The organism is Sphingomonas sp. BRN-1R, from assembly GCF_057748035.1.
The window spans coordinates 1,290,001-1,316,067 of the sequence record NZ_CM173236.1 but is presented as its reverse complement, the minus strand read 5'-3'; the positions used below and the strand labels follow the sequence as shown (position 1 = coordinate 1,316,067).

The window sequence follows — 26,067 nt, the reverse complement described above, 5'->3', positions numbered from 1 at the left end:
CCCGCGCGTCACCTACCGCGCCCTTCGACTCGCCCCCGGCAACCCGCCCCGCATCTTCTGGCTCTTGCCATACCGAGTCTTGCGCGTCCCCGGTTTGCCTTCGTTACTCCGCCCCATGATCGGCGCGACCGGCCGTTCGGCACCCGGCAACCCAAGTTCCTCCGCCTCCAGCGAACGGATCTCGTCGCGCAAGCGGCCGGCCTCCTCGAACTCGAGGTCGGCGGCGGCGGTGCGCATCTTCTTCTCCAGCTCCTCGATATAGGCGCGCAGGTTGTGGCCGACCATGTGCGGGCGGTCCTCGTCGATCTCGACCGTCACGCCGTCGCGGTTCGACACGTCCTGGATGATGTCGCCGATGTTGCGCTTGATCGTCATCGGCGTGATGCCGTTCTCGAGATTGTACGCGCGCTGCTTTTCGCGGCGGCGATCGGTCTCGTTGATCGCGCGCTCCATACTGCCGGTCATGCGGTCGGCATAGAGGATCACCCGGCCCTCGACGTTGCGGGCGGCGCGGCCGATCGTCTGGATCAGCGAGGTTTCCGAACGCAGGAAGCCTTCCTTGTCGGCATCGAGGATCGTCACCAGCCCGCATTCGGGAATGTCGAGCCCCTCGCGCAGCAGGTTGATGCCGACCAGCACGTCGTACACGCCGAGCCGCAGGTCGCGGATCAGCTCGATACGCTCGAGCGTCTCGACGTCGGAGTGCATGTAGCGGACCTTCAGACCCGCCTCGTGCATGAACTCGGTCAAATCCTCCGCCATCCGCTTGGTCAGCGTGGTGACGAGCGTGCGATAGCCGAGGCCTGCGGTCTTGCGGGCTTCGTTGATGCAATCCTGCACCTGATCCTCGACCGGTTTGATCTCGATCGGCGGGTCGATCAGGCCAGTTGGGCGGATCACCTGCTCGGTGAACACGCCGCCGGTCTGCTCCATCTCCCACGTGCCCGGCGTCGCCGAGACATAGGTGGTCTGCGGGCGCATCGCGTCCCATTCGTTGAAGCGCAACGGCCGGTTGTCGATCGCCGAGGGCAAACGGAAGCCATATTCGGCAAGCGTCATCTTCCGGCGGTGATCGCCGCGCGACATGCCGTTGATCTGGCCGATCGTCTGGTGGCTCTCGTCGATGAACAGCAAGGCATTATCGGGCAGATATTCGAACAAGGTGGGCGGCGGCTCGCCGGGCAGACGACCGGTGAGGAAGCGCGAGTAATTCTCGATGCCGGCGCACGAGCCGGTCGCGGCGATCATCTCGAGGTCGAAATTGGTGCGCTGCTCCAGCCGCTGCGCTTCGAGCAATTTGCCCTCGGGGATCAGCTCCTTGAGGCGCTCGGCCAGCTCGTGCTTGATCGCCTCGGTCGCCTGCTTGAGCGTCGGCCCGGGCGTGACGTAGTGCGAATTGGCGTAGATGCGGATCGAATTGAGGCTCGCCACCTTCTTGCCGGTGAGCGGGTCGAACTCGGTGATCTCCTCGATATCGTCGCCGAAGAACGAGATGCGCCACGCGGTATCCTCGTAGTGCGACGGGAAGATTTCGAGCGTGTCGCCCTTCACGCGGAAGTTGCCGCGCCCAAAGGCGGCGTCGTTGCGCTTGTATTGCAGCGCGACCAGCTTGCGGACGATCTCGCGCTGATCGACCACCTGGCCCTTCTTGAGATCGAAGATCATCGCCGAATAGGTCTCGACCGAGCCGATGCCGTACAGGCACGACACCGAAGCGACGATGATGACGTCGTCGCGTTCGAGCAGCGAGCGGGTGGCGGAATGGCGCATCCGGTCGATCGCCTCGTTGGTCGAGCTTTCCTTCTCGATGTACGTGTCCGATCGCGCGACATATGCTTCAGGTTGATAGTAATCGTAATAGCTGACGAAATATTCGACCGCATTGTCCGGAAAGAACGACTTCATCTCGCCATAGAGCTGCGCGGCGAGGATCTTGTTGGGGGCGAGGATGAGCGCGGGGCGCTGCACCGCCTCGATCACCTTGGCCATGGTGAAGGTCTTGCCCGATCCGGTCACGCCGAGCAGCACCTGATCGCGCTCGCCGCTTTCCGTCTGCGCGACGAGTTCGGCGATCGCGGCAGGCTGGTCGCCGGCGGCGGTATAGTCGGAGACGAGCTTGAACGGCCGCCCCCCTTCCGCCTTGGGCGGCCGCGCGGGGCGGTGCGGGATGAAGCTCTGCCCGGTTTCGGGTTCGTCCAAGGTCGTGCGAATCTGGATTGCCATAAGCGGCAATATGGGTTGTAGAGCGCCCAGCCGCAACAAAGCGGGAACGGTCGCGCTCAACAATCTGTCACAGTCCTTGCCTGGGGAATGCGTTCATGCGCCTGTTCATTACCGCCGCCGCCCTTCTGCCGCTCGCCGCCTGCGGGCCGTCCAGCCAGCCGACCGTAACGGCGACCAACGCCACCGCCGCCGAGGTGCAGCAGAAGGTCGCCGCCGCGACCGGGGACAAGGCGCTCGTCAAGCCCGGTCGGTGGGAAGGCACGATGACCATGCACGACATGCAGCTGAACGGCCTGCCGCCCGAGGTGCAGCAGCAGATGACCGCGCGGATGAGCGAGCCCCACCCCTTCACGAGCTGCGTCACGCCCGAGGACGTGAAGGCCAACCGTGGCTTCTTCACCGGCTCCAAGGACAATCATTGCAGCTACGACCATTTCAAGATGTCGGGCGGCAAGATCGACGCGGCGATGGTCTGCAAGGAAGCGGTCGGCACGATGAAGGCGACCATGATCGGCAACTACGCGCCCGACAGCTACCATTTCGACATGCATTCGACCGTGGAGGCGCAGGGGCCTGCGGCTGCGCAGAAGATGACGATCTCCATCGACGCAAAGCGAACCGGTGCCTGTCGCGGCGACGAGGACGGCGCCAAGCCGAAGCGCTAGCAATGCGATGAAGCGAGCGGCGCAAAGCGCTACGGAGCCGGAACGACACCCGGAGATGCGCGTTTTATGGCCTCCTGTTTCAAAAGGAGGTTGTATGCGTAAACTTCTTACCGCGACGCTCGCGATCGGTGTCGCGCTGTCGGCGGCGTCCGCCGCTGAAGCGCGTGAGGGCTGCGGCCCCGGCGGCCATCGTGGGCCGTACGGCCATTGCCGCCCCAATCGCGGCGGGCCGGTCGTGGTTGCGCCCGGCGGGCTCGTGGTCGATCGCTACTACGAGGGCCGCGGCTATTGGGACGGCCATCGCTACTGGCACCATCGCGACCGTTGGCACGGCGGCTGGCGCTACCGGTAAGCCGGGCCATCTTCGGCCTGAAGACCTGATCCGGCGTCGCGCGGGGGCACCGCGCGGCGCCGGACGCGTTTCGAAGGGCAGTTGCGTGTCGCCCTTCCCCGCTCGAGTGCAGGCTCAGCGTGCGCCCGCCAGCGCGAGCACCACGCCGACCGCGACGATCAGCAGCCCCGCCACCTCGCTACGGGCCATGCGTTCGCCGAGGTAGAAATGCGCGAAGCCCATCGTGAAGGCGACCTCGACCTGGCCGACGATCCGCACCAGCGCGACCGGCGCGCTCGCGAAGCCGGTGAACCAGCATGCCGAGCCGACCGAGGACAGCAGCCCGACCTGCCCCGACACGCGCCAGCTCCGGAAGACGCGCACCATCTCGGCGGGCTCGCGCAACAGGACGTAGCCGCCCTGCATCACGGTCTGCACGACGACGGTCGCGACCAGGGTCACCAGCGCGGCGAGGATATGGTCGGGCGTGGCAACCTCGAACGTGGTGCGCCGGATCGCGATCACCGCGAGCGCGAACACCGTGCCCGACGCGATGCCGTAACGCGCCGCCCGATCGCCGAGCGACCGCATCAGCGCAAGCGGGCCCATCCGCCGCCCGCCGGTCGCCAGCACCATCACCCCGACCACGCCGAGCGCGACCCCTGCCCAGGTGAGCAGGCTGAGATGATCGTGGAGCAGCACCGCCGAGAAGATCGCCGCCTGTACCGCCTCGGTCTTCGAGTACGCGGTGCCGACGACGAAGTTGCGCTCTCCGAACGCCATCAGCAGCAGGTTGGTCGCGACGATCTGGCCGAACCCGCCGAGGAGGCAGAACAGCCAGAACTGATGCCCAAGAGCCGGCCACGCCCCCGGCGCGAGAATCGCATGATAGCCGACGAGCATCGCCACCGCGAACGGCAGCCCGTAGAGATAGCGCACCAGCCCCGCCGCGTTGATCGACAGATCGCGCGCGGCGCGGCGCTGTACGGCGGTGCGCCACGCCTGCATCGCCCCCGCCGCCAGCGTGGCGGGGAGCCAGATGGAGGCGATCATGGCGTCAGAACCCACAAGCACGTCGCCCCGGCGCAGGCCGGGGCCGCTGCGTAATCTGGCGAGCCGCTCGTACATAACCCAACGGCCCCGGCCTGCGCCGGGGCGACGGCTATTGGTTGATGGTTTCCCACAGATCGTCCCAGTTCGGATTGGCTTCGGCGATCAGGCGGCATTTCCACGAGCGATTCCAGTCTTTCAGCCGCTTCTCGCGCAGGATCGCATCCTCGATCCGGTCGTGAAGTTCGATCAATACGAGGCGGCGGCAATCCCATTTCTTCGCGAACGCCGACCCGCGTCCCTCGCGGTGCGCCTGGATGCGCGCAATGTCGGAGGTGACGCCGACGTACAGCACGCCGAGCGGTTTGTTCGTCATGATGTAGGTGTAACCGCCCACGCCCCCTCCCGTCGTCCCGGCGCAGGCCGGGGCCGCTATGTTTGGTGCGAACCGCTCGCCAAATTACCCGGTGGCCCCGGCCTGCGCCGGGGCGACGGTATCGGGTTAAGCCAGCAGCTTCTCCTGCGCGATCTTCTCCTTCCACACGAGCGGCGCGAGCTGGTGGACGTTGGCGCCACTCGAATCGACCGCCACCGTCACGGGGAAGTCCTGCACTTCGAACTCGTAGATCGCCTCCATGCCGAGATCGGCGAAGCCCACCACTTTCGAACCCTTGATCGCGCGCGCCACCAGATACGCCGCACCGCCGACCGCCATCAGATAGGCGCTCTCATGCTCGGCGATCGCCTGCGTCGCGGCCGGCCCACGCTCGGCCTTGCCGACCATCGCGAGCAGGCCCTGTTCGAGCATCATGCGGGTGAACTTGTCCATCCGCGTCGCGGTGGTGGGGCCTGCCGGACCGACCACTTCTTCGCCGACCGGATCGACCGGGCCGACATAGTAGATCACGCGGCCCCGGAAATCGACCGGCAGTTCCTCGCCCGCATCGAGCATGTCCTTGATGCGCTTGTGCGCGGCGTCGCGGCCGGTCAGCATCTTGCCGTTGAGGAGCAGCCGGTCGCCCTGCTTCCAGCCCTTCACATCTTCGGGCGTCAGCGTGTCGAGATCGACGCGGATCGCGGCGGCGTCGGGCTTCCAGTCGACCTTTGGCCATTCGTCGAGCTTGGGCGTCTCGAGGAACGCAGGCCCCGAACCGTCAAGCGTGAAATGCGCATGGCGCGTCGCAGCGCAGTTCGGGATCATCGCGACCGGCTTGCCCGCCGCGTGGCACGGCGCGTCGAGGATCTTGACGTCGAGGATGGTCGACAACCCGCCCAGCCCCTGCGCGCCGATGCCGAGCGCGTTGATCTTGTCGAAGATCTCGATGCGCAGCCGCTCGATGTCCGTTTTCGGCCCGCGTGCTTTCAGCGGCCCCATGTCGATCGGCTCCATCAGCGCCTGCTTCGCCAGCAGCACGCAATGCTCCGCCGTCCCGCCGATGCCGATGCCGAGCATGCCGGGCGGGCACCAGCCCGCGCCCATCTGCGGCAGCATCTCCAGCACCCAGTCGACGATCGAATCGCTCGGGTTCATCATCTTGAACTTCGATTTGTTCTCGCTGCCGCCGCCCTTGGCCGCGACGTCGACCGACACCTTCGCGCCCGGCACCATCTCGACGTGCAGCACGCACGGCGTGTTGTCCTTGGTGTTGCGGCGCGTGAAGGCCGGATCGGCCAGCACCGAGGCGCGCAGCTTGTTCTCCGGGTTGAGATACGCCAGCCGCACGCCCTCGTCGACGATCTGCTGGAGCGAGCGCGAGGTGTCGTCGAACTGGCACTCCATGCCCCATTTCACGAAGACGTTGACGATTCCGGTGTCCTGGCAGATCGGCCGGTGCCCCTCCGCGCACATCCGCGAATTGGTGAGGATCTGCGCGATCGCATCCTTCGCCGCCGGGCCCTGCTCCGCCTCGTACGCGTCGCCGAGCGCGCGGATATAGTCCATCGGGTGATAGTAAGAGATGAACTGGAGCGCATCGGCAACGCTCTCGATCAGGTCGGCTTCGCGGATGATGGTGGTCATGGCTGCTCGCTGAAAGACAAGGTACAGAAGGGCGCACTAGACCAGTTGCCGCGCCGAGGGAAAGACCTGGGCCGACATCTACGGTCTGCGGCTGCTCGGTGACGATCGGCGGAACTGGTAAACACGCCGCTCACCACGGTTTTTCATCCGGTACGGTCGTTTCGGCAGCGTCTCGCAAGCAATTGGCAAGGATCGGCGGCTAGTGTGCCCCACATGGTCGCACCGTTCAGCCGCATTCGTATGGCAGCACTTTGCCTGTGCATCGCGGCGGCGATCGCGCTGACGGTGGAGAGCCGCGCGTGGGGGATCGCGGTGGCCGCGCTCGCGTTGGTCGCGAGCAGCGCGGCGCTGCTGTTCCTGACCGGGCGCGGCACCCGCCCCGTCGCCGCAGCCGACCCCGGCGGCACCGAACGGATCGCGGTGCGGCTGGTGCGCGAATTCGAGGAACAGGGCACCGGCTGGTTCTGGCAGACCGACGGCGAAGGCAATGTCACCTATCTGTCCACCAAGGTCGCAGCCGAACTCGACAGCCCGCATGCGCGTGCCATCGGCGCGCCGCTCACCGCATTGTTCCGCGTCGATGCGAGCGCCGCCGAGACCGAGCGCACGATCGCCTTCCACCTCGCCTCGCGCACCGCATTCTCCAACTACTCGGTGCGACCTGCCGTTCCGGGCAAGCTCGATCGCTGGTGGTCGATGACGGGGCGGCCGATCGCCGATGCCGATGGCACGTTCCTCGGCTTCATCGGCAACGGCAGCGACCTGACCGAGCGCCGCCGCGCCGAGGCCGAGATCGCGCGGCTCGCGCTGTTCGACAGTCTCACCGGGCTCGCCAATCGGCAGCGCATGAAGCAGTGGCTCGACCAGACGCTCGCGCAGGCGAGCGGGGCGCGCGGCACCGGCCTGTTCCTGCTCGATCTCGATCGGTTCAAGGCGGTCAACGATACGCTCGGCCACCAGACCGGCGACGCGCTGCTCAAGCAGGTGGCGCAGCGGCTGGTGCGCGCGATCGGCGACAACGGGCTGGTCGGGCGGCTTGGCGGCGACGAGTTCCAGGTGGTGCTGCCCGGAGAGACCGATCGCGACACGCTGAGCACGATCGCGCGGGTCGTCATCGAATCGCTGTCGCAGCCCTATTCGATCGACGGTTCCTCGATCTCGATCGGCTGCTCGATCGGCATCGCGCTCGCGCCCGAGGACGGCACCGACGCGGAAACCTTGGTGCGCAACGCCGATCTCGCGCTGTACGGCGCCAAGGGCGACGGGCGCGGCATCCATCGCTTCTTCAAGCCCGCGATGCTCGACGGCGCGCGCAGCCGCAAGCAGATCGAAGACGATCTGCGCCATGCGCTTGCCGCAAGCCAGTTCCACGTCGCCTACCAGCCGGTCGTCAGCACCGCGAGCGAGCGGATCGTCGGCTATGAGGCGCTGGTCCGCTGGGACCACCCGACTCGCGGGCCGATCAGCCCGGCCGAGTTCGTGCCGGTGGCGGAAGATTGCGGGCTGATCGAGGCGATCGGCGAATGGGTGCTGCGCACCGCCTGCATGGAGGCGGCCGCTTGGCCGGGCGACGTGCGCGTCGCGGTCAACGTCTCGCCGATCCAGTTCGCCAATCCGGGGTTGCCCGCCGTCGTCACCTCCGCGCTGGCGAAATCGGGCATCGCGCCCGGCCGGCTCGAACTGGAGATCACCGAGGGCGTGTTCCTCGATGAGACCGCCTCGTCCGAACAGATGTTCAAGACGCTCAAAGGTCTCGGCGTGCGGCTGGCGCTCGACGATTTCGGCACCGGCTATTCCTCGCTCGGCTATCTGAAGAAGGCGCCGTTCGACAAGATCAAGATCGACCAGAGCTTCGTGCGCGGCGCGGCGATCGCGGGCAACCGCAACGCCGCGATCATCCGCGCGATCGTCACGCTCGCCGACGCGCTCGGCATGGAGACGACGGCGGAAGGCGTCGAAACGCATGACGAGATCGACCTGATCCGCGATCTCGGGTGCAGCCACATCCAGGGCTGGGTCTATGGCAAGGCGGCGCGCGCGGCGGAAGTCCGGGTCCAGCTTGCGGAAGGCGGCAAGGCGCTCGCCTCGGGCCATCGCAAGAGCCGTCCGGTGCGCCATGCGATGATCCGCACCGCGCAGATCCGCGTCGGTGAGGAAATCGGCGAGGTCCGCATCCGCAACATGTCGCCAAGCGGCGCGATGATCGACGGCATCGAGATCGACGGCGATGCGGCGGGCATGGCGGTGATGATCGAGCTGATCGAAGACGAGATGTTCCCCGCCACGCTGCGCTGGGCCGCGGAGGGTCGCGCGGGGCTCGAGTTCGCGCAACCGTTCAACATGGAACGGCTCAATGCCACGCCCGTGACGCAGCCGCTGCGCAAGGCCGGATAACGGCGCGCGGCGACCGCCGGCGCTTCCGCCCACCAACGAGTCGATGCCGGCGCGATGGCGCGGCGCAAAGAAATTTCTGTGGATTGCGGGGTCTGGCTCTTGCGTTTCGCGAAGCCCGCGCAAGTCCACGCGTCGCGCTTCCTGCCGTACTCCCGTGTGCCGTCCGCCGCATCGAAACTGCGACGAACGGAGTCGCTGATGTGTCATTTACCGTCTTGCGAACCGCGACGATAAGGCACAATCTGTAGGGGTAAGGTTCACGGGCGAGCCCCAGAACTGGTAGAACGAACGAACCGACCCCATATTGCGCAGGTGCCTTTCGGCGCTGCTTGCCTGGGTGCGGTCTCATTTTGTTCTCCCGGGCAAGCGCCCGAAACGCTATGATGGGGGCCAGCCCCCGATTCGAACGGACCGGGAACACGGTCCGCATGCAGACGGATGGAACAGGGGCGATACCGATGGACTTCAGGGACAGCCAGGAAGCGAGCGAAACAATGGCGACCGACACGATCGAGGCGACCAAGGTCGACACCAGCGGCGCGGAGCGCAAGCTCTCCGAACGCGGCGATTCGAAGGCGGTGAAGCCGCAGCTCTATCCGGTAGAGGTCGACCATTCGCGCGATGCGTTGCTCACCGATTTTGGCAAGGAGACGCTGACCGACCGCTATCTGCTGCCCGGCGAACGCTTCCAGGATCTGTTCGTGCGCGTCGCCTCGGCCTATGCCGACGATGCCGCCCATGCCCAGCGGCTGTACGACTATATCTCGCAATTGTGGTTCATGCCGGCGACGCCGGTGCTGTCGAACGGCGGCACGGGCCGTGGCCTGCCGATCTCGTGCTTCCTCAACTCGGTGCCCGACAGCCTCGGCGGTATCGTCGACACCTGGAACGAGAACGTCTGGCTCGCCTCGCGCGGCGGCGGCATCGGCACCTATTGGGGCAATGTGCGCGGCATCGGCGAGCCGGTCGGGCTCAACGGCAAGACCAGCGGCATCATCCCGTTCGTGCGCGTGATGGACAGCCTCACGCTGGCGATCTCGCAAGGCTCGCTGCGGCGCGGGTCCGCCGCCTGCTATCTCGACATCTCGCACCCTGAGATCGAGGAGTTCCTCGAAATCCGCAAGACCTCGGGCGACTTCAACCGCAAGGCGCTCAACCTGCACCACGGCGTGCTGATCCCCGACGCCTTCATGGAGGCGGTTCGCGACGGCAGCGACTGGGATCTCAAGAGCCCCAAGGACGGCTCGGTGCGCGGCACGGTCAACGCGCGCGCGCTGTTCCAGAAGCTGGTCGAGGTGCGGCTGGCGACCGGCGAGCCGTACATCGTCTTCGCCGATCATGTGAACAAGAACATGCCCAAGCACCACCGCGAGCTTGGCCTCAAGGTGTCGACCTCGAACCTGTGCAGCGAGATTACCCTGCCGACGGGTAAGGACCACCTCGGCAACGATCGTACCGCCGTGTGCTGCCTGTCCTCGCTCAACTTCGAGACGTGGGACCAGTGGAAGGACGAGAAGGGCTTCATCGAGGACGTGATGCGCTTCCTCGACAATGTGTTGCAGGACTTCATCGACCGCGCCGAGCCGGGCATGGAGCGCGCCGCCTATTCGGCGATGCGCGAGCGGTCGGTGGGTCTCGGCGTGATGGGCTTCCACTCGTTCCTTCAGGCGCGCGGGCTCGCGTTCGAAGGCGCGATGGCGAAGTCGTGGAACCTGCGCATGTTCAAGCACATCAAGGCGCAGGTCGACGAGGCGTCGATGCACCTCGCGGTCGAGCGCGGGCCCTGCCCCGACGCCGCCGATCGCGGCGTGATGGAGCGGTTCTCGTGCAAGATGGCGATCGCGCCGACCGCGTCGATCTCGATCATCTGCGGCGGCACGTCGGCCTGTATCGAGCCGATCCCGGCCAACATCTACACGCACAAGACGCTGTCGGGCAGTTTCTCGATCAAGAACCCGTATCTCGAAAAGCTGCTGATCGAGAAGTCGAAGAATTCGGACGCGATCTGGAACTCGATCCTCGAACGTGGCGGTTCGGTGCAGCATCTCGATTTCCTCTCCGCCGAGGAAAAGGACTGCTACAAGACCAGCTTCGAGATCGACCAGCGCTGGCTGATCGAGCTTCAGGCCGACCGCACGCCCTATATCGACCAGTCGACCTCGCTCAACCTGTTCATCCCCGCCGATGTCGAAAAGTGGGATCTGCTGATGCTCCACTTCCGCGCGTGGGAACTGGGCATCAAGTCGCTCTATTATCTGCGTTCGAAATCGGTGCAACGCGCCGGCTTCGCGGGCGGAGTCGAGGCGGACAACACGATCGACGCGCCCAAGTTCGAGCTGGGCGAGAGCACGGACTATGACGAATGCCTGGCGTGCCAGTGAGGTGAACTGAGGTCCCTCTCCCGGCAGGAGAGGGAGGGAGCCGCGCAGCGGCGGAAGGGTGAGGGTGTATGCGCACCTATCGAAATCAGCCTGCCGGAACAGTTGAGCGTGCGCGCGAGCTACGACGTAACGCAACCGACGCGGAGAAAGTCTTGTGGCGCGCGCTGCGGGAGGGCTTGCCCGCGCTGAAATGGCGCCGTCAGGTTCCGCTTGGCCCGTATATCGCGGACTTCCTGTGCGTCTCGGAGCGGCTGGTGATCGAAGTGGATGGCGGCCAGCATGACCAAACCGCCGCTTACGATGCGGTGCGCACGCACTTCCTAGAAGGTAAAGGCTACCGCGTGATCCGCTTCTGGAACAGTGACGTTCTGAGCAATATCGACGGCACCGTCGCTGCCATCGCAAATTCCCTCTCCCGGCGGGAGAGGGAGGGAGCCGCGCAGCGGCGGAAGGGTGAGGGCGACACGGCGGACGTTCCACCCCCGCCCTCACCCCGCGCGGCTACGCCGCTTGCCCCTCTCCCGATGGGAGAGGGGGTATGAGTTCACGCTTCCTCTTCGAACGTCACCGCCACGTTGGCGTTGGCGCTGAGGCGGACCTGATCGCCCTCGACATCGGCGACGAGGCCGAGCGAGATGAAGTGGTGGTGCCCCTCATGGCCACCCGAACCTTCGTTGACCTGCGCGCCGCTGTCCTTCTTGGTCAGCTTGATGCGGTCGCCCTGGACATGGTCGACGGTGCCGACATGGACGCCGTCCGCGCCGATGACTTCCATATGTTCCTTGATTGCGCTTGCGTCGGCCATTGGGATTGCTCCTGCTTTGTGGTTGCCGGGGGTGAACGCATACGCGGCCGAAACGATGCACGCGAGGGGGTATGATGAAACGGCTGCTGTCCATCGGCGCGCTCGCCCTCACGCTGGCGGCATGCGCGCATCAGGTGCCGAGCGTGGTCGATCACGGCGCGGACACGCCGGGCTTCCTGCTGGGCGTGTGGCACGGCTTCATCTTCCCGGTGGCGTGGGTGCTGTCGCTGTTCGTGCGCGGGGTGGCCGTCTATGCGGTGCCCAATCAGGGCGGCTGGTACGATTTCGGCTATTTCATCGGCATCGTGTTCCTCGGCGTCGGCTCGCACCGCACGCGCACCGTCTATGTGACGCGGGTGGTGCGGCGGTGATGCCGCGCGCGCTCCTCGCGATCGACGCGTGCGCGGGCGGCGCGTTCGTGTGCGGCGTGGCGCTCGCCGCGCGGCCGGTGTTGCGGCCGATGAGCGCGCCCGCGACCTACCGCGCGCGCATCACCGGCGCGATGCTGGCGGCGGCGGCGCTGTTCCTCGGCGGCTTTGCGACGATGGCTTGGGTGACCGCGTGAGCGCCCGCCCCTCTTTTCTCATTTCCTGATTTCAGACCGAAAGGCGTAACCCATGTCCCTCCTCGAAGCCCGCAAGCAGTACAAACCCTTCGAATACCCCTGGGCGTTCGAGTTCTGGAAGCGCCAGCAGCAGATCCACTGGATGCCCGAGGAAGTGCCGCTCGGCGAGGATTGCCGCGACTGGGCGCAGAAGCTGTCGGACCATGAGCGCAACCTGCTCACGCAGATCTTCCGTTTCTTCACGCAGGCCGATGTCGAGGTGCAGGATTGCTACCACGAGAAATACGGCCGCATCTTCAAGCCGACCGAGATCAAGATGATGCTCGCCGCCTTCTCCAACATGGAGACGGTGCATATCGCCGCGTACAGCCATCTGCTCGACACGATCGGCATGCCCGAGAGCGAGTATGGCGCCTTCCTCGAATATAGCGAGATGAAGGACAAGCACGATTACCTTCAGAACTTCGGCGTCGACACCGACGAGGACATCGCCAAGACGCTGGCGATGTTCGGCGGCTTCACCGAGGGGCTTCAGCTGTTCGCCAGCTTCGCGATGCTGATGAACTTCCCACGCTTCAACAAGATGAAGGGCATGGGGCAGATCGTCACCTGGTCGATCCGCGACGAGAGCCTGCACTGCGAAGGCATCACCAAGCTGTTCCACACCTTCGTGCGCGAGCGCGACTGCTTCACCAAATCGGTCAAGTCGGACATCCGCGACATGTGCCAGACGACGGTGCATCTCGAGGACAATTTCATCGATCTCGCGTTCGAGATGGGCCCGGTCAACGGCATGACGCCCAAGGAGATCAAGAAGTACATCCGCTACATCGCCGACTGGCGGCTGGGGCAGCTCGGCATGAAGCCAATCTACATGATCGACGAGCATCCCCTGCCCTGGCTCGCGCCGATGCTCAACGGCGTCGAACACGCGAACTTCTTCGAACAGCGCGCGACCGAATATTCGAAGGCGGCGACGCGCGGCAACTGGAACGAAGTATGGGATTCGTTCGACAAGCGCCGCAAGGCCAAGGCCGGCCCGGCCGCGAACGAAGACCCGGGTGAGGAAGGCGACATGTTCGCGCGCGCCGGCGTGGCGGCAGAGTAAGCGCGCGGGGGTGGCGCTGTCGCCACCCCCCGCCCTCAGGCGGCGGCGCGCGCCTGGAACAGCCGCCCGCCCTCGGTCCACAGGATCAGCGCCAATGTGGCGACGCCAATGCCGAGATAGCCGAGCGCGAGCGGCAGCGTCGTGCCGTTATAGGCTTGCCCGATCACCGAGGCGACCGCCACCGCGCCGACGCTGCTGATGAAGCCCTGTACCGACGATGCGGTGCCGGCGATATGCCCGACCGGCTCCATCGCCATCGCACCGAAATTGGTGCCGCACAAAGCGATGCACGTCATGCTGAGCGCCTGGAACGGGATGTAGGTGTAGAGCGTCTCGTGCCCGCTCGCGATCACCGCGACATGCGCGAGCGACAGCGCGATCAACCCCAAGACCGCGCTCTGCGAGATGAGCCGCATGCCGAGCCGCTCGACCAATCGACTGTTGGCGAAGGCCGCGCACCCCATCGAAAAGGCGCACACCGCGAACAGGACGGTGAACTTGGACCCGGCGTGGAACTCGTCGACGAAGATCTGCTGCGAGGCGGACACGAACGCGACGATGCCGCCGAAGGTGAGCGCGCCGCACACCGCATAGCCGAGCGAGAAGCGGTTGGTGAGCGTCAGCCGGTACGACTGGCGCAAGGCGGCGAACGAGATCGGGATGCGCCGCGACACCGGCAACGTCTCGGCGAAGCGCAGCAGCATCCACGCGAACACCAGCACTGCATAACCGGCGAGCGAATAGAAGATCAGCCGCCACGGCCCGAACGCGAGCACCGCGCTACCCAGCGTCGGCGCGAGGATCGGGAAGATGAAGAAGATCATCTGCGCGATCGACAGCGTGCGCGCCATCTGGCGGCCGGAGAAGCGGTCGCGCACGATCGCCACCGACAGCACGCGCGACGAGGCGGACGTCACCCCTTGCAACACGCGCGCGCCGAGCAGCGCGACGAACGACGACGAGCCCGCCGCGAACACCGCCGCCGCGACGAACGCCGCCAGCGCGAAGCCGAGCACGCGTTTGCGCCCGAAATGGTCGGCGAGCGGGCCGTAGCCGAGTTGCCCCAATCCAAAGCCGAAGATGTAGGCGGTGACGATCCATTGCCGGTCGTTCGCACTCGGGATCGCCAGATCGCGACCGATATCGGCAAGCGCAGGCAGCATCAGATCGACGCCCAGCGCGTTGACCGCCATCAGCGCGGCGATGAACGCGACGAACTCGGACCCGCTCATCGGGTAGCGCGCTTCGGGCGCGGAGATCGCTTCGGCCACATCGACCCTTTGGTATAAGCAAACAGAGGGCCGCCCCATCCGGGACGACCCTCCGCGTCTTTCGTCGTGTGGCCGCGCTTTTACAAGCGGACCGGAGATTTCACCGTCAGAACTTGCCGCTCAGCTGCACGCCGACGATGCGCGGATCGTTGAACACCGCCGCATTGTAGTTGTCGAGCACGCCCTTGAGGTTCTTCTCGTTGGTCACGTTGCGCGTGAACACCGCGATCTCATAGGCATTGTCCGGCGCGGTATAACCCGCCTTCAGGCCCGCCTCGAACGTGCCGTCGGTGGTGTATTCCACCGTCTTGTACGGCACCAGGCTGGTATAGCCCTGAAGCGTCACGTCGCCGCCGACGAACAGCTTGCCGCCATTGGGCAGCGGGAAGTCGTAGCGGGCGTTGCCGTCGAGCTGGTACTTCGGTGCGTTGGGCAGCGCATTGCCGTTGATCTGCGCCAGCACCGCCGTCGTCGCACCGGCCGCGTTCTTCACCGCGATCGTCGGGTTGAGCACGGTGCAGGTGACGGCCCCGTTGAGGAAGCACACCGGCGTATAGACGCGCGTGTCATTGATCTCGGTGTGCAGCACGCTCGCGCCGAGACCGGCGGTGAAGTTCGGCACCGGACGCCACGTCAGCTCGGCCTCGCCGCCCCAGGCCTGCGCCTGATCGGCGTTGAACAGCAGGCCGTTGTTGTTGGCATCATTGCCGTTCAACTGGATGTTGTGGACTTTGTAGTAGAAGCCGGTTGCGTTGAAGCGCAGCGTGTTGCCGAGCAGGTTCGACTTGAAGCCGGCTTCATACGACGTGATCGTCTCCGAACCCGCCGTGACGAACGCCGAGCTGAACACCGCGTTGCGGCCCTGGATGGTCGGCCCGCGGAAGCTGTGCGCGACGCGTGCGAACACGCTCACGTCGTCGCTCGCCTGATAGCGCAGAGCGACATCCCAGCTCGGCTGCGTATCGGACAGGCGAACTAAGCGCGCTGCGGTCGCGGGGAAGGTCACGACGCCTGCCGCGTTGCGCGGCGGGATGACGAGCCGGGTCGACTTGGTGTCGTTGGTCACGCGCACGCCGCCGGTGACGGTCAGCTTCGGGACGATCTCGTAGCTCGCCTGACCGAAGCCGGCATAGGACGTGTTGGTGTTGCGCAGCAGCACATAGTTGTTCGGGTTGGGCTGCGTGCCGTTGGCATCCGGGCGGATCAGGAACACGCCGCGCTGGTCGAACTCGGTATTGTCGCGCGAGTAGAAATAGATGCCGCCGATCTGCCACTTGAAGCGGCCGGTGCCGTCGTTGGCGAGGCGGACTTCCTGCGTCAGCTGGTCGAGATCGCGCACGCGGCCCTGGCTTTCGCCGAAATAGCGGTTGCCGGCGTAGTTGGTGGCGATGCCGCCGTCGGTGTCGCCGCGGCTGTAGCCTGAGGTGGTCTCATAGGCGCTGATCGAGGTCAGCGTGACGCCGCCGAAATCGTTCTTCATGTTCCACGAACCGCCGTAGGTCTTGTAGGCCTGCGGGTTGCCCGCGCCCTCGTCGAGACCGACGAACGCGCGCGGCGTGTTGCTCACGTCATTGCTGCCCTTGATGATGCCGCCACGGTGGAAGATCGTGGAGTCACCCGAATAGTCGCGCATGTGCGCAGACAGCAGGCCGGTGAAGCCGGTGTCGGGCGGCGTCAGCATCAACTGGACGCGCAGGTCCTTCTCGTCGAAGCCGCCCAGCGTGTCCTTGCCGCCGGTGGTGCCATCGGCGCTGTTGGTGCCGGTGTAGGTGTTGGTAATCCAGTTGTCGCGGTGCTGGTACAGGCCCGACACGCGGAACGACAGCACGTCCTTGACGATCGGCCCGCCGACGCCCGCGTCGAGCGTGACGGTGTTGTACGTGCCGTAGGACGCGGTGGCGCGGCCGGTGAACTCGTTGGTCGGCTTGTTGGTGTCGAACTTGATGATGCCGGCGGTCGAGTTACGGCCGAACAGCGTGCCCTGCGGCCCGCGCAGCACTTCGATCTGGTTCACGTCGAACACCGGGTTCGACTTCAGGACGACATGCTCGAGCACCACGTCGTCCTGGATGATCTCGACCGGCTGCGACGCGCCGAGGTAGAAATCGATATTGCCGAGACCACGGATGTAGAAGCGCGGGAAGATCTTGCCGGTGGTCGTTTCGGCATAGAGGCCGGGCACGCGGTTGGCGAGTTCGAGCAGCGTGTCGCCGCCGCCTGCCGTGTAGGTGCGCAGATCGTCGCCTTGCAGCACGCCGACGGAGATCGGCACCTTCTGGAGGTTCTCGCTACGACGCTCGGCCGTCACGACGATGTCACCGAGCGAGCCGTCGGCCGGCGCGGCTACGGTCGTGGTCGCATCGGCGGGCGCATCCTGCGCCGAGGCGGCAGCGGCGAACGTCAGCGCGACGGTCGCGCAGCCGATGAACAAGAGCGGACGAATGGCGAAGTTGGACACGAAAACCCCCAAGTGAGACGGCGATGCCGCCGAAGCCGTATGACGATGCGCACGACACGCCCCGCGTACCCGCGGAACAACGATATTCAGACTGTGTCGCTTGCCCCTGTCGCGGCGGCTAGGATCGGTTTGTGTCCTTATGATGACACAACCAGCATCTTCGCGAGCGCACCGCCGGTTGCGGATCGTCCGACGTATCGCGTTGTATGTAGAAGATATTTTCTGGAGAGACGGCAGCGCTTGTCGGGCGCGAGAGGCCGATCCACGGCCGCAAAGCGGCTGCCGCGGCAGGATTACGCCCGGGTGTGATATTCTTCACACACCGCCCCCCGCCCTGTTAACCGCAGGCGATTTGGTGCAGGAGGCGGCGAATGTACCGCTTGCCCGCCATGCCCGAATGACACCGACCGTCCTCAACATAACCCGCTCGATCCTCGGCCAGCCGTGGCGCTGGCGGATGCTGGCGGCCGACGCGCGCGATCCTGGCTTCGCGCCTGACGATCTCGTCACGCAATTGCTCCTCGCACGCGGTTGCCCCCGCGAAGACCTCGACGCGCACCGCACACCCAGCATCCGCGCGTTCATGCCCGATCCGTCGATCTTCCAGGACATGGATCGCGCCGCCGACCGCCTCGCCGATGCGGTGCAGGCGGGCGAGGCGGTGACGATCTTCGGCGATTACGACGTCGATGGTGCGACCTCGGCGGCGCTGCTCATCCTGCTGCTGCGCGATCTCGGACTGGAGGCGCGCGCCTATATCCCCGATCGGCTGATGGAAGGCTATGGCCCGTCGGGCGAGGCGTTGGTGCGGATCGCACAGGAGGGCGCACGGCTGATCGTCACGGTCGATTGCGGCGCGCAGGCGTTCGAGGCGCTGGAGATGGCGCGTGTCGCGGGGGTCGACGTGATCGTGGTCGATCACCACAAATGCGCGTCCGCCCTGCCCCATGCGCATGCGCTGGTGAACCCCAACCGGCTCGACGAGGCGGAAGGCGCGGCGCACGGCCATCTCGCGGCGGTCGGCGTGGCGTTCCTGCTCGGCGCGGCGCTGGTGCGGACATTGCGCGCGCGCGGCTATTTTGCTGGCCGCGCGGAGCCGCGCCTGCTCGACCTGCTCGATCTGGTGGCGCTCGGCACCGTCGCCGATGTCGCGCAACTGAAGGGGCTCAACCGCGCGTTCGTCGCGCAGGGGCTCAAGGTGATGGCGCAGCGCCGCAACATCGGCCTCGGCGCGCTGGCGAGCGCCGCGCGGATGAACCGCGCGGCGGTATGCTCGGATCTCGGCTTCGCGCTCGGACCGCGTATCAACGCCGGCGGGCGGGTCGGCAAGTCCGATCTGGGCGTGCGCCTGCTCACCACGCGCGACCCGGCCGAGGCCGAAGCGATCGCCGCCGAACTCGACCGGCTCAACGAGGAACGCCGCGCGATCGAGGCGCAGGTGCAGGAAGCGGCCGAGCAGATCGCCGTGTACAAGGGCAATCGCGCGGTGATGGTGGTGGCTGGGCGCGGCTGGCACCCCGGCGTGATCGGCATCGTCGCCGGGCGCCTGAAGGAGAAATACGGCCGCCCCGCCATCGTCATCGCGCTGGACGAGGATGGCGTCGGCAAGGGCTCGGGCCGTTCGATCGCCGGGGTCGATCTTGGCGCCGGGGTGCTCGCCGCGAAGGACTCGGAGCTGCTGGTCGCAGGCGGCGGCCATGCGATGGCTGCCGGGCTCACGATCGCCGAGTCGCAGGTCGACGCGTTCGCCGACTTCCTTGAGGAACGCCTCGAAGCGGCAGTGACGCGCTCGATCGGCGACCGCGCGCTGCTGGTCGACGCGCTGCTCGCCCCCGGTGGAATCAACCCCGCGCTGGTCGAGGCGATGGAGGCGGGCGGCCCCTACGGCATGGGCTGGCCCGCGCCGCGCATCGCGGTCGGGCCGGTGCGGATCGTCAAGGCCGATGTGGTGGGCAACGGCCACGTCCGCGCGATCGCCAGCGGCGACGACGGTCGTCCGTTGAAGACCGTCGCCTTCCGCGCCGCCGATACCTTCCTGGGCCAGGCGCTGCTCGGCGCCCCGCCCCACCGGCGCCTGTGGCTGGCCGCTCGCGCCAAGATCGACGACTGGGGCGCGCGCCCCGCCGCCGAGCTGCATCTCGACGACGCGGCGTGGGTGGAGTGATTTTCACAAAAGAGAGGCTTGACCTGACGCCGCTCTTTCCCTAGCAGCGCCCAACGCTCACCCGATACCGGGCATGGCCCCTTCGTCTAAGGGTTAGGACGCGGCCCTTTCACGGCTGAAATACGGGTTCGAATCCCGTAGGGGTCACCATTCGTTGTTTTTCAACAACTTAGACGGTGCAAGCGACGTAAAATCTCACAGTTTTGTCTCACGGCGACAGCTAGAGCGGTTTTCGATCAGTCTGCATCGTAGCCGCAGGCGGCGAAGTAGTTGGCACATTCCTGGGGCGAGTAGAGATCGAGGATGCGACCGATGGCGTTCCATAGGCCATGGACGGTCCGCTCGGCCGCTTTTCGCAGGTGCGCCTTCAGCTTGGAGAAGGCCTGCTCGATCGGGTTGAAGTCTGGGCTGTAGGGCGGGAGGAAGAGGAGCGTTGCGCCAACGCTTTCGATGGCGGCTCGCACGGCCGGCGCCTTGTGGCTCGACAGGTTGTCCATCACGACCACGTCACCGCGGCCGAGTTCCGGCACGAGCACGCGCGTGACGTAGGTGAGGAACGCATCGGCGTTCATTGGTCCGTCGAGCACCCAGGGTGCTACCATGCCCGTGCGGCGCAGGCCGGCGACGAAGGTCGTGGTCTTCCAATGTCCGAAGGGGATGCCGGCGCGCAAGCGCTGGCCCCGCCGGCAGCGACCATGGCGCCGCGCCATGTTGGTAGACGCCCAGGTCTCGTCGATGAAGACCAGCTTGTCGGGGTCGAGATCGAGCTGGCCCTCGAACCACTCCTCGCGACGCTTCAGGACGTCGGGACGATCTTGCTCCGTCGCGTGGCCGGTCTTTTTTTGCGCGTGATCCCGTGGCGGGCGAAGAAGCGCCAGAGCGTGGCGATGCTGACGCTCACGCCACGCTCGGCCAGCATCCCACGAAGCTCTGCCAGCGTCGGATCCGGCTGCTGCTCGATCGCCTCCAGAATGAAGGCGGCATGGTCCTCAATCTTGGGACTTCGGCGATCACCGCCCTGCGGCTTGGCCGCCGGCGTGCCATGAGCGAGCACCAGCTGTCGCCAGCGGATCGCGCTTGCCGCGCTGACGCCGAACCGCTCTGCCGCCTGCCGGCAAGACACCCCGCTTTCGACAGCAGCGATGACACGATCCCGAAGATCACGCGATAACGCTCGGCCCATCCATCCCGGCCTCCTTCGCCAGCACGGATCGTGAATCAGAAAACGGGTGCCGTGTGAATCCCCAACGATTCAGCCCCGACGAAAACCGCTCTAGGGCTGCCGATCATCCGCTCGTTGCTCCAGGCACACCACGGCACGATCCTGCTCGCGCAAAACGACGGCAGAGGTGCGACCTTCCTCGTCACGCTTCCAGCATACGCCGCTATGCCGATCCGGGGAGCATAAGCGGTACGCGCAGCTGAGGCCCGCGTGGATCGGCATTGTCGCGCCGACCGCGCTGCCCGCCTCCGATCGCTGCGGCTTCTTCGCGGAAACACGCATGCTACAATCTGGTTGCATGCGCAGCGCCATGAAACACGCACATAGCCATAATCTCGCCGACGATCTCCCGCGTCTGCACACACTGACGACGCGACGCGGCGCGATCGCCGTGGGGTGCGTCGGTGTCGCAGGTGCCGCGGTCGCGGTGATCGGTCACCAGATGGGGCCGCGTCGCCAATCCCCTCCGCACCAGATCGGCGGCCTGTTCGCCGACCCTGAGGAAACCGCCGGCCCGTTCCCGGCCGACGGAACCAACCGTTCCGACGGGTCGATCTCGAATGCGCTCGTCGCCAACGGGATCGTCCGCTCCGATCTGACGAGGAGCTTCATCGGCTCGACAGCCAAAGCCAGCGGCGTCCCGCTCGACCTCGAACTCACACTGCGGTCCGTCGATCGCGGCGGAGCGCCGCTGTCGGGCTGCGCGGTCTATGCGTGGCATTGCGATGCTCGCGGACATTATTCGCTCTACGGCGATGCCGCTGCGGAGAGCTGGCTGCGCGGGGTACAGATCGCCGATGCGGCCGGGCGCGTCGCCTTTCGCACGGTCTATCCTGGCGCGTACGACGGTCGCTTCCCGCATGTGCATCTCGAAGTGTACCCGTCGCTTGGTGCAGTCGGGCAGGCAGCGCGCCCGCTGTTGACCACCCAACTCGCCATGCCTGCGGATGTGTCGCGCAAGATCTATTCGAACAAAGCGATCTACCCGGAAAGCCTCGACAATCTCAGGCGGATCGACCCCGGCCACGACTTCGTCTTCGGCGACAACTCCCCCGGCGAGATCGCGCAACAGACGCCCGATATTCGTATCATCGACGGCCGGCTGGTAGCGCGCGCGCAAGTCGGCCTGGCGGGATAACCGATCTCCGGCCGTTCGAGCGGCGTTGCCGGCACGCATCGCTCCGTGCCCCCTTGAGCGGGGTCGAGTGTCTCCTTGGATTACAGAACAAGAGGCGGAGTGCCGCTGGCGGAACGCGAAGCTACCCTTGTATGAACGATACGGAGGACAGCACGCATGGACATGCCGGACAAGCAAGCGGTAACGACGCTCACCGACCCTCGCTGGGCGCGCATCGTCGCGCGCGACAGGACCGCTGACGGCGCGTTCTGGTACACGGTCGACACGACGGGCATCTATTGCCGCCCTTCCTGCCCCTCGCGCGTGTGCAATCCCAGGAACGTCACCATCCACGACACGCTGGAGAGTGCGTGCGCAACGGGCTTCCGCGCCTGCAAGCGATGCAAGCCCGACGGCCCTGCCACAGCGGCCGTGACCGCCGCGATCGTGACGAGAGCATGCCGCATGATCGAGGATGCTGTGGAAACACCGTCCCTGAGCGACCTTGCGGAGGCGCTTGGCCTGAGCCCCGGCTATGTCCATCGTCTGTTCAAGGCACATACCGGCCTGACGCCGAAGGCCTATGCGGACGCCTGCCGAGCCGGGCGCATGCGCGCGGCGCTGGCCAGCGGCGGCAGCATCACCGAAGCGATCTACGACGCGGGCTACAGCTCGAGCGGCCGCTTCTACGAGGCGTCCACGTCCACGCTCGGCATGACACCCTCGGCTTTCCGCAAGGGCGGACCGAACGAGGAGATCCGCTTCGCGATCGGCGAGACGACGCTCGGCGCGCTGCTGGTCGCGTCGAGCACCAAGGGCGTTGCGGCGATCCTGCTGGGCGACGATCCGGAGGCGCTCGCGCGCGATCTTCAGGATCGCTTCCCGAATGCGACGCTGATCGGCGCCGATGCCGGCTACGAAACGCTCCTCGCCACGGTGGTCGGTTTCGTAGAGGCGCCGCAGATCGGCCTCGACCTGCCGCTCGACGTGCGCGGCACCGCATTCCAGCAGCGGGTCTGGCAGGCGCTGCGCGAGATCCCGCCGGGCCGGACACTGTCCTATACCGAGGTGGCCGAGCGCATCGGCGCGCCGACCGCGACGCGCGCGGTGGCAGGCGCGTGCGCCGCGAACACGCTGGCGGTCGCGATCCCCTGCCACCGCGTCGTCCGCAGAGGCGGCGCGATCTCCGGCTATGCCTGGGGCGTCGAGCGCAAGCGCGCGATCCTTGACCGCGAGGCGGCAGCGGTCAGCGTGCCCCGCAAAGCGACGCTGGATTAGACCGGCGACTGACCTGTGGCGGTTTCCTGAGCCATTCTTGGCTGGGAAATTCCAGTTATGATGGAGGGTATAACCCCTCGCCATCGGTGAGCTTGTAATCCTTCGAGCGTTTGGTGGCGTAGCGCGCTTCAAGTTCCTTGAGAGCCATGGGGGTACTCCTGCCGAGTTGGCGGGCATTACCCCTGAAAGTACCCCCAAATGCAAATCGACGTCATGGCATCCAGCGACATTCAGCGAGACGCTTGCGAAGCCGGTGAGACGAGGCAAACGATGGAAAGAAGGCAATAAAAAACCGCCTCGGGGGTATCCTGAGACGGTTTGGAATATGGGAGTTTGGTTGCGGGGACAGGATTTGAACCTGTGACCTTCAGGTTATGAGCCTGACGAGCTACCGGGCTGCTCCACCCCGCGCCGGGATCCTCCTTTTGGGGAGGGGACAAGTGAATGGGTTCTTGTATTGTGACACGCACGCGCACGGGCTTCAATGCCTGGCGACGACCTACTCTTCCATCGCTTAAGCGATAGTACCATTGGCGCAGACTGGTTTCACGGCCGAGTTCGGGATGGGATCGGGTGGTTCACAGACGCTATAGCCACCAGGCAATGGAGCCGGTGCGCGTGGGTGTTTGGTTGGTTTAAAATCGGTGCCGTGCATATGTGTGTTGGGTGTTTGTATCAGGCGTTGGCATTTGATCATCTGCCTCGCCGACGTGGCTGGTATCCAGCATTGTCATTGATGGCGGGACTCTCAAGCGCGAATAGAGCAATTAGTATCGGTTAGCTCCATGCGTTACCGCACTTCTACATCCGATCTATCAACGTGATGGTCTTTCACGGCTCTATGAAATCTTATCTCGAGGGAGGCTTCCCGCTTAGATGCTTTCAGCGGTTATCCCGTCCGTACATAGCTACCCTGCTGCGCCGTTGGCACGACGACAGGTACACCAGAGGTACGTTCAACCCGGTCCTCTCGTACTAGGGTCAACTCCTCTCAAATTTCGACGCCCACGGCAGATAGGGACCAAACTGTCTCGCGACGTTCTGAACCCAGCTCACGTACCACTTTAATTGGCGAACAGCCAAACCCTTGGGACCTGCTCCAGCCCCAGGATGTGATGAGCCGACATCGAGGTGCCAAACAACCCCGTCGATATGAGCTCTTGGGGGTTATCAGCCTGTTATCCCCGGCGTACCTTTTATCCGTTGAGCGATGGCCCTTCCACGAGGGACCACCGGATCACTATGACCGACTTTCGTCTCTGCTCGACTTGTCAGTCTCGCAGTCAGGCGGGCTTATGCCATTGCACTCTAACAGACGGTTTCCAACCGTCCTGAGCCCACCATCGCGCGCCTCCGTTACTCTTTAGGAGGCGACCGCCCCAGTCAAACTACCCGCCACAGAGGGTCCCTGATCCAGTTTCATGGATCGAGGTTAGACATCAGAAAACAACAGGGTGGTATTTCACCTATGGCTCCACGTCAGCTGGCGCCAACGCTTCAAAGCCTCCCACCTATGCTACACAGTTCTTTCCTAATGCCACTCTGAAGCTGCAGTAAAGGTGCACGGGGTCTTTCCGTCTAACCGCGGGAACCCCGCATCTTCACGGGGAATTCAATTTCGCTGAGCATGTCCTGGAGACAGTGGGGAAGTCGTTACGCCATTCGTGCAGGTCGGAACTTACCCGACAAGGAATTTCGCTACCTTAGGACCGTTATAGTTACGGCCGCCGTTTACCTGGGCTTCATTTCAGAGCTTGCACTCCTCCACTTAACCTTCAGGCACCGGGCAGGCGTCAGGCCCTATACGTCGTCTTGAAGCCGACTTAGCAGAGCCCTGTGTTTTTGCTAAACAGTCGCTACCCCCTGGCCTGTGCCCCCTCATACTGCTTGCGCAGAGTGAGGGCCTCCTTCTTCCGAAGGTACGGAGGCAATTTGCCGAGTTCCTTCAGGACACTTCTCTCAAGCGCCTTGGTATACTCTACCTGACCACCTGTGTCGGTTTCGGGTACGGTCTATACGGTGGGGCTATTTCCTGGAACCTCTTCGAAGCCCTCCCAATCCAATAAGGGAGAACAACACACGAGATCCGTCACACACCACCAGGCCCACGAATATTAACGTGGTTCCCATCGACTACCCCCTTCGGGCTCGTCTTAGGGGCCGGCTCACCCTGCGCGGATTAGCCTTGCGCAGGAACCCTTGGTCTTTCGGCGAGAGGGCATCTCACCCTCTTTATCGCTACTCATGTCTGCATTCGCACTTCCGATACCTCCACGGCCCATTACCAGACCGCTTCACAGGCGTACGGAACGCTCCGCTACCACGTGGATAAATCCACATCCTAAGCTTCGGTGCATCACTTTAGCCCCGTTACATCTTCGCCGCAGAACCTCTTGTTTAGACCAGTGAGCTGTTACGCTTTCTTTAAAGGATGGCTGCTTCTAAGCCAACCTCCTGGTTGTTTTGGAAGTTCCACATGCTTTCCCACTTAGTGATGACTTGGGGACCTTAGCTGTAGGTCAGGGCTGTTTCCCTTTTGACGACGGACCTTAGCACCCGCCGTCTGTCTCCCGGATATCACTCCTAGGTATTCGGAGTTTGGTTAGAGTTGGTAGGTCTCGCGACCCCCGCATCCATCCAGTGCTCTACCCCCTAGGGTGTCCATCCGAGGCACTACCTCAATAGTTTTCGCGGAGAACCAGCTATTTCCCGGCTTGATTGGCCTTTCACCCCTAAACACAACTCATCCGGTAACTTTTCAACGTTAATCGGTTCGGACCTCCAGTGCGTGTTACCGCACCTTCATCCTGGTCATGCCTAGATCGCCGGGTTTCGGGTCTAATACACCAAACTTAAGTCGCCCTATTCAGACTCGCTTTCGCTGCGCCTACACCTATCGGCTTAAGCTTGCTTGGTACATTAAGTCACAGACCCATTATGCAAGAGGTACGCTGTCAGGGCTCAAGACCCCTCCAACTGCTTGTAGGCAATCCGTTTCAGGTACTGTTTCACTCC

General features: G+C 64.9%; 19 protein-coding genes, 2 tRNA genes and 2 rRNA genes (1 of these 23 only partly in view). 12 read left to right on the top strand and 11 right to left on the bottom strand.

The features are described 5' to 3' along the window. Positions 1-12: 12 nt before the first annotated feature. A complete protein-coding gene (gene uvrB, locus AC3ANX_RS05950; protein ID WP_488336094.1) occupies positions 13-2,223 on the bottom strand; it encodes an excinuclease ABC subunit UvrB in 2,211 nt (736 codons plus the stop codon). Positions 2,224-2,318: 95 nt separating this feature from the next. Here uvrB and AC3ANX_RS05945 point away from each other — a divergent pair, with 95 nt between their 5' ends. Continuing rightward, the gene (locus AC3ANX_RS05945; protein WP_488336093.1) at positions 2,319-2,888 is read left to right on the top strand and encodes a DUF3617 domain-containing protein; all 570 of its coding nucleotides are present in this window, start codon (positions 2,319-2,321) and stop codon (positions 2,886-2,888) included. Between the two features lie 94 nt (positions 2,889-2,982). Beyond that, positions 2,983-3,240 carry a GCG_CRPN prefix-to-repeats domain-containing protein gene (locus AC3ANX_RS05940; protein WP_488336092.1) on the top strand — a complete coding sequence of 86 codons (258 nt, stop codon included), beginning with the start codon at positions 2,983-2,985 and terminating at the stop codon, positions 3,238-3,240. A 114-nt stretch (positions 3,241-3,354) separates the two neighbouring features. Here the strand turns inward: AC3ANX_RS05940 and AC3ANX_RS05935 are convergent, their stop codons facing one another. From AC3ANX_RS05935 to AC3ANX_RS05925, 3 genes are all read right to left on the bottom strand, one after another. Then, positions 3,355-4,272 carry an EamA family transporter gene (locus AC3ANX_RS05935; protein WP_488336091.1) on the bottom strand — a complete coding sequence of 306 codons (918 nt, stop codon included), beginning with the start codon at positions 4,270-4,272 and terminating at the stop codon, positions 3,355-3,357. A 109-nt stretch (positions 4,273-4,381) separates the two neighbouring features. Next, positions 4,382-4,666: a GIY-YIG nuclease family protein gene (locus AC3ANX_RS05930; RefSeq protein WP_488336090.1), complete on the bottom strand. Its 285-nt coding sequence runs from the start codon at positions 4,664-4,666 to the stop codon at positions 4,382-4,384. Between the two features lie 105 nt (positions 4,667-4,771). After that, positions 4,772-6,289: a fumarate hydratase gene (locus AC3ANX_RS05925; protein WP_488336089.1), complete on the bottom strand. Its 1,518-nt coding sequence runs from the start codon at positions 6,287-6,289 to the stop codon at positions 4,772-4,774. A gap of 240 nt (positions 6,290-6,529) precedes the next feature. On the opposite strand from AC3ANX_RS05925, the gene AC3ANX_RS05920 reads away from it, so the two are divergent. The 3 genes from AC3ANX_RS05920 (at position 6,530) to AC3ANX_RS05910 (ending at position 11,606) form a co-directional block, all read left to right on the top strand. After that, entirely contained in the window at positions 6,530-8,683 is a 2,154-nt protein-coding gene (locus AC3ANX_RS05920) for a putative bifunctional diguanylate cyclase/phosphodiesterase (protein WP_488336088.1), read from the top strand. 458 nt (positions 8,684-9,141) lie between these two features. After that, complete coding sequence (locus AC3ANX_RS05915; protein ID WP_488336087.1) at positions 9,142-11,064, top strand: ribonucleoside-diphosphate reductase subunit alpha; 1,923 nt, start codon at positions 9,142-9,144, stop codon at positions 11,062-11,064. A gap of 68 nt (positions 11,065-11,132) precedes the next feature. Continuing rightward, positions 11,133-11,606 carry an endonuclease domain-containing protein gene (locus AC3ANX_RS05910; protein WP_488336086.1) on the top strand — a complete coding sequence of 158 codons (474 nt, stop codon included), beginning with the start codon at positions 11,133-11,135 and terminating at the stop codon, positions 11,604-11,606. Positions 11,607-11,608: 2 nt separating this feature from the next. On the opposite strand, the gene AC3ANX_RS05905 is transcribed toward AC3ANX_RS05910, so the two are convergent. Next, the gene (locus AC3ANX_RS05905) at positions 11,609-11,869 is read right to left on the bottom strand and encodes a DUF2171 domain-containing protein (RefSeq protein ID WP_488336085.1); all 261 of its coding nucleotides are present in this window, start codon (positions 11,867-11,869) and stop codon (positions 11,609-11,611) included. A gap of 71 nt (positions 11,870-11,940) precedes the next feature. Here AC3ANX_RS05905 and AC3ANX_RS05900 point away from each other — a divergent pair, with 71 nt between their 5' ends. The 3 genes from AC3ANX_RS05900 to AC3ANX_RS05890 are packed head-to-tail and all read left to right on the top strand — an operon-like array spanning position 11,941 to position 13,542. Next, a complete protein-coding gene (locus tag AC3ANX_RS05900; RefSeq protein ID WP_488336084.1) occupies positions 11,941-12,240 on the top strand; it encodes a hypothetical protein in 300 nt (99 codons plus the stop codon). Continuing rightward, positions 12,240-12,434 (top strand): hypothetical protein, encoded by a 195-nt coding sequence (locus tag AC3ANX_RS05895; RefSeq protein WP_488336083.1) that lies wholly within the window; start codon positions 12,240-12,242, stop codon positions 12,432-12,434. Before AC3ANX_RS05900 ends, AC3ANX_RS05895 begins: the two co-directional genes overlap by 1 nt. Positions 12,435-12,486: 52 nt before the next feature. Then, the gene (locus tag AC3ANX_RS05890; protein WP_488336082.1) at positions 12,487-13,542 is read left to right on the top strand and encodes a ribonucleotide-diphosphate reductase subunit beta; all 1,056 of its coding nucleotides are present in this window, start codon (positions 12,487-12,489) and stop codon (positions 13,540-13,542) included. 35 nt (positions 13,543-13,577) lie between these two features. On the opposite strand, the gene AC3ANX_RS05885 is transcribed toward AC3ANX_RS05890, so the two are convergent. Together AC3ANX_RS05885 and AC3ANX_RS05880 are read right to left on the bottom strand one after the other, a co-directional pair. After that, a complete protein-coding gene (locus tag AC3ANX_RS05885) occupies positions 13,578-14,813 on the bottom strand; it encodes a multidrug effflux MFS transporter (RefSeq protein WP_488336081.1) in 1,236 nt (411 codons plus the stop codon). A 106-nt stretch (positions 14,814-14,919) separates the two neighbouring features. Continuing rightward, positions 14,920-17,271 carry a TonB-dependent receptor gene (locus AC3ANX_RS05880; RefSeq protein WP_488336080.1) on the bottom strand — a complete coding sequence of 784 codons (2,352 nt, stop codon included), beginning with the start codon at positions 17,269-17,271 and terminating at the stop codon, positions 14,920-14,922. Positions 17,272-17,668: 397 nt separating this feature from the next. On the opposite strand from AC3ANX_RS05880, the gene recJ reads away from it, so the two are divergent. Together recJ and AC3ANX_RS05870 are read left to right on the top strand one after the other, a co-directional pair. Continuing rightward, complete coding sequence (recJ, locus tag AC3ANX_RS05875; protein ID WP_488336079.1) at positions 17,669-19,435, top strand: single-stranded-DNA-specific exonuclease RecJ; 1,767 nt, start codon at positions 17,669-17,671, stop codon at positions 19,433-19,435. A 75-nt stretch (positions 19,436-19,510) separates the two neighbouring features. Then, positions 19,511-19,585, top strand: a tRNA-Glu gene (locus tag AC3ANX_RS05870). 86 nt (positions 19,586-19,671) lie between these two features. Here the strand turns inward: AC3ANX_RS05870 and AC3ANX_RS05865 are convergent. Beyond that, a protein-coding gene (locus AC3ANX_RS05865) for an IS630 family transposase (protein WP_488334225.1) occupies positions 19,672-20,618 on the bottom strand; the annotation gives its coding sequence in 2 pieces (ribosomal slippage) (positions 19,672-20,282 and positions 20,282-20,618; 948 coding nt in all). A 349-nt stretch (positions 20,619-20,967) separates the two neighbouring features. Between AC3ANX_RS05865 and AC3ANX_RS05860 the strand changes: the two genes are divergently transcribed. Together AC3ANX_RS05860 and ada are read left to right on the top strand one after the other, a co-directional pair. Next, positions 20,968-21,795 (top strand): dioxygenase family protein, encoded by an 828-nt coding sequence (locus tag AC3ANX_RS05860; protein WP_488336078.1) that lies wholly within the window; start codon positions 20,968-20,970, stop codon positions 21,793-21,795. 156 nt (positions 21,796-21,951) lie between these two features. Beyond that, positions 21,952-23,052 carry a bifunctional DNA-binding transcriptional regulator/O6-methylguanine-DNA methyltransferase Ada gene (gene ada, locus AC3ANX_RS05855; protein ID WP_488336077.1) on the top strand — a complete coding sequence of 367 codons (1,101 nt, stop codon included), beginning with the start codon at positions 21,952-21,954 and terminating at the stop codon, positions 23,050-23,052. 334 nt (positions 23,053-23,386) lie between these two features. Here the strand turns inward: ada and AC3ANX_RS05850 are convergent. From AC3ANX_RS05850 to AC3ANX_RS05840, 3 genes are all read right to left on the bottom strand, one after another. Then, positions 23,387-23,463 (bottom strand) — tRNA-Met (locus tag AC3ANX_RS05850). 75 nt (positions 23,464-23,538) lie between these two features. Next, positions 23,539-23,653 (bottom strand): 5S ribosomal RNA (rrf, locus tag AC3ANX_RS05845). Between the two features lie 146 nt (positions 23,654-23,799). Continuing rightward, positions 23,800-26,067, bottom strand: a 23S ribosomal RNA gene (locus AC3ANX_RS05840); it runs 553 nt beyond the window's last position.